The organism is Anaerosporobacter sp. (assembly GCF_965301125.1).
Map to the genome: position 1 here is coordinate 1 of NZ_CBDLAM010000252.1, position 4,478 is coordinate 4,478.

4 protein-coding genes are annotated in these 4,478 nt (G+C 32.0%); all 4 read right to left on the reverse strand.

What is annotated here, in order from left to right; genetic code table 11:
• Positions 1-305 precede the first annotated feature (305 nt).
• Complete coding sequence (locus ACW2QF_RS18030) at positions 306-2,114, reverse strand: hypothetical protein (protein ID WP_455717404.1); 1,809 nt, start codon at positions 2,112-2,114, stop codon at positions 306-308.
• Between the two features lie 410 nt (positions 2,115-2,524).
• Positions 2,525-2,764, reverse strand: a complete 240-nt coding sequence (locus ACW2QF_RS18035) for a hypothetical protein (RefSeq protein WP_455717405.1) — start codon at positions 2,762-2,764, stop codon at positions 2,525-2,527.
• Between the two features lie 42 nt (positions 2,765-2,806).
• Positions 2,807-3,859 (reverse strand): recombinase RecA, encoded by a 1,053-nt coding sequence (recA, locus tag ACW2QF_RS18040; protein ID WP_455717406.1) that lies wholly within the window; start codon positions 3,857-3,859, stop codon positions 2,807-2,809.
• A gap of 224 nt (positions 3,860-4,083) precedes the next feature.
• On the reverse strand, positions 4,084-4,326 hold the full coding sequence (locus ACW2QF_RS18045; protein WP_455717407.1) for a hypothetical protein: 243 nt from the start codon (positions 4,324-4,326) through the stop codon (positions 4,084-4,086).
• Positions 4,327-4,478 lie beyond the last annotated feature (152 nt).

Sequence of the window (4,478 nt, forward strand, 5' to 3'; positions counted from 1 at the left end):
TACTGTAATGTTTTGGCCACCAAAACCTCTACAGCCATAATAATCTTCACCTAACAACCAGAGATAATCGTAACTTTTATTCTGATAAGTGTTTTTTATAAATATCATCTAAAAATAAAAGACTTTTTTTCATATATAGTTGGTTCCTTATTAGCCAAATAGTATTCTGCAATAGCATCCTCCAAGTAATTATAGAGATCATCTTCCGTATATGCTAAATGAAAAATATCGCAATCCTCATCCGCTATTTTTCCTTCTGAATATCGCTTTGCATAATTACCATTATCCTTAATATACTCTATAACTTATTTCAATTTTTCAATTTTTTCTTGCCCAAAAATATCACTATCTACTAATGTATATTTCAAAAAATCACAAAACCAATCAAAATTATCATCCCAATTTATATTTCCATTGTCCATGGCTTCATTTCTAAGTTTTTCAGCTTGTCTAAGCAATTCCCCTTGTAAATAATCCGCTTGTCCCTGCTTTGGCACCCAGTTCTTCCAAATATACTTGCATTCTTCGAAATGTATTTGTTCATAACTTTTAATACCTATGTGCTCTACAAATTCATACTGTTTATTCCAATCAATATCATCTGATCGTTTTGCTAATTTTATATTTTGTTGATCATTAATAATATTGTCAACTGTTACATATTTTAAATCTAACTCTATATCGGAAATTAATTTGGCTGGAATTCTCAAAGTAGAATCATTCATAATCTTCCGTAGTTTCTCAGCTTCAATTTCACTCAATTTGCTATAGCAACTTCTTTGGGTTGCCTTTTTTCTTATCTTATCCTGTAATGATATATCCTCATAGTTATATAATTGTAGCAAGTATGGTAAGCGGCTCCACGAAGATTCATTTAATAACAAATTAACCAAATATCGCTTTGTAAACTCATATTCACAATTTAAGAAACGTTCATAAATTTGTTTGGATCCATACCGAATTTCATTTGAACGAATTGCATTATATGCACTTTTGGCCACCGAAATTCTTGGATCCATAATATATTTCCAATATATTGACTCTCCATCTGTTCCGAGACAACTTCCTAGAGATTTTAAGGTATCTCTAACTTCTTTTTCATTGTAGGATTGAAGATAGCTAATAATATCTTTTACGTTTTCCTTATTTCCATTTTCACCAATTCCCAATATTGCAACTCTGGTATATTCTGTTTCTAAATGTTCTATATAATAATTGATAATATCTATATCTGTATGTTTTTTTATTATATAACATACTGTTTCGCGAAATCCCTTGGAATTGTCTAATAACAATTTTTCTATGCCTGCCCAATTTTTCTTTAATATAGCATACTTACGGTCTAACGCTTTCCTTCTAACAACGGCACTTTTATTCTGTAAATAAACATCAATCTCATTCAAATCACATATGTAATCATCTAAAATTGCACTGATAATAATTGTTTTGCAGTTACTACTATTCTTTTCTCTTTGCAACAACTGTTCTGCTTGTTCTTTACTTACAATTTTTTCATTTAGTAATAAACAATATAGGTATTTTCGTACATGAAAATCATACTTATATATTTCATAAATTTTCAAATCAGAAATTTGACCTTTGATTTTTTGTACAATCATATATTCTATTTGCATAAAAACATCTAGATTTCTTCGTTCTCCTTTTTTTGCTTTTTCTAAAAATGGTAATGCAGCAATCACATTATGTATAGAGGAATTGCAAATGCTCTTTTTAATAATTCCACATATTCTATCTCTAATTGGTTGTACCCAATCATTTAGTCTTAAAAGTAAATAAGGGAGAGCTTCTGGATCTTCACTTAACTCCATAAGGCATTTTTCTCTTAAAAATCCATTTGGATGAAATGTTCCCAATCTAATTACATTCAAATATTCTTCTTGATTTCTAATATTACTCTTCAAATCTTCCAAGGAAATGAGTTCCCAATCGATATACCATTCAAGTGATGTATACCGGCGAAATTGTTCATCTAATTTTATTATCTGTATTGAACTCATATGACACAACGTTTTATTAATAGCCTTAGAAGATAAACTGATGATTTCCGTATCATCTGTAGCGAATGCCTGATATACAATGGCTATGTAATTCATTTTACCCTGATTAAGATTTTCAATTGCACTTTTTATGTTCTCTCTATATTTTATTTATCTGTCCTCTTCTTCTTTTAATTTTCTTTTCTTCCAAAACATAATCCACCCCCATTACGCTTACGTACCACCGATATTATTGGCTTTCATTACTTTTTTAATCAATGTGCTATACTCTGTATAGTTATTAACGAGTTCTTACTATTCATTGTAGATGAAATACTTATGTATTACCTAGTACTACATCCATAATTAAAAAACCAATTATATACATTGTAATTCAGATGTATTTATTTTACAACATATAAGCAAATTTCCATCTCCTTTTTTTGCATAAAAAGACACAAGTAGCGTTATGTACTACTTGTGTCTTTACGTGTCATTATTAATTTTCCTTAATCATCAATTTTTTATTATTTCAAATAATCTCCTACTGGGGATACATTATACTGTTTCTTGATTTCAATGATAACGGAACCATCATCCTGTGTACTTTCCAACAAAATTTTGTACTTTGTACCACTCTTATCAAGTTTCATTTTGTACTTGCTCACTTCTTCATTAACCATCTTTACCGCATAATCATGTGCGATATCTTCCTTCAACATAAAATGTAAAGTTTGTGTAATACATGCTGCTTTAATTCTTTTCATCTTATCTACCTCTTTCTAATATTTATATCAATGCATATAGCATTAATAATCACTTGTTACATAATCTTCTTGCTTATTAGCCACTGAAACATCTGTTCCATCCGCCTTAAGATGATAATAATCCCTTACTCTCTTCTCTATATCTTCCATAAATTCAGGATGCTGCAACATATAATCCTTTGTACTCTCTCTGCCCTGTGCCAACTTTGTACCTTCATAGGAGTACCAAGAACCACTCTTGTTGATTATGTTAACCTCCGCCGCAAGGTCAAGGATATCTCCTACCCTCGAAATTCCAGTTCCAAACATAATATCAAATTCCGCTTCTTTAAATGGAGGTGCAATCTTGTTTTTTACCACTTTCACTCTTGTACGGTTACCGATTCTCTCGCCACCCGCTTTAATCTGATCAATTCTACGAACATCCAAACGTACTGAAGAATAGAATTTTAGTGCTCGTCCTCCAGTAGTCACCTCTGGATTTCCAAACATAATGCCAATCTTCTCTCGAAGCTGATTGATAAAGATAACAATACATTTTGATTTGCTGACCACTGGTGTAAGTTTTCTCATTGCTTGGGACATCAATCTAGCTTGTAATCCCATATGTACATCTCCCATTTCCCCATCTATCTCAGCCTTTGGAACAAGGGCGGCAACTGAGTCTATTACGACAATATCAATAGCACCAGAGCGTACCATGAATTCTGCAATCTCCAATGCTTGTTCTCCCGTATCTGGCTGTGATATGTATAGTTCATCTATATCCACACCAATATTCTTCGCATATTTCGGATCAAGCGCATGTTCAGCATCAACAAATGCAGCAATGCCGCCTCGCTTCTGAACTTCAGCAACCATATGAAGAGATACTGTGGTTTTTCCACTGGATTCTGGTCCAAATATCTCAACTACCCTCCCTCTCGGAATTCCTCCTAATCCTAAAGCAATATCAAGACTTAAAGCACCTGTCGGTACCACTTCCACCTCTCCCATTGCATTAGGATCACCTAGACGCATAACTGCACCTTTCCCAAAATCTTTTTCTATCTTGAATATCGCTGCCTCCAAGGCTTTTTTCTTATTATCTTCCATCTTTTTCACCCTCCTTTCCAAATAAAAAAGGACTGCTTCACATTCGGCGAATCCTAGTGAAGAGTCCTACATATACACAAAATTACCAGAAGTTTGTTACATGATTATTTTATCATTTTTAAAAAATTTTCGTAAGTGTTTTTTTTATTAGCTCATCTTATTACTTTCAATGCCAAGTATAAAATTCTTTATATTCCAACTCCTTCTCATCTGATAGTAAATTTTCACCTATTCCTTATACGCACCACACAAAGCTTTACGATTATGTATTTCAAATTTTTCCCAAAGTCTCCTATACATTCATTTTTCCACTGTTCAAAAGTATCATATTCTGCTTTCGTAATTTGTATATATTCTGGAACGCAGCATGCCCCAGTTAAATATTCATAAGCATAGATGGAATCTCCAAATGTTCCTACCGATTCATATTGCCCTTTTTTGCTCATTTTATAATCTTTATAATTCATTAGCTTTCTCCAATACAAATAGTTATTAATATAAGTTATTCCTCATCTATACACGTAAAAATAGATGAATAGTAGTATTTACATATAATTCCTCTTTCTCTTTATTAATAAACCAGATTAACACCTTTACTTTTTCCACTATTTATGCTATA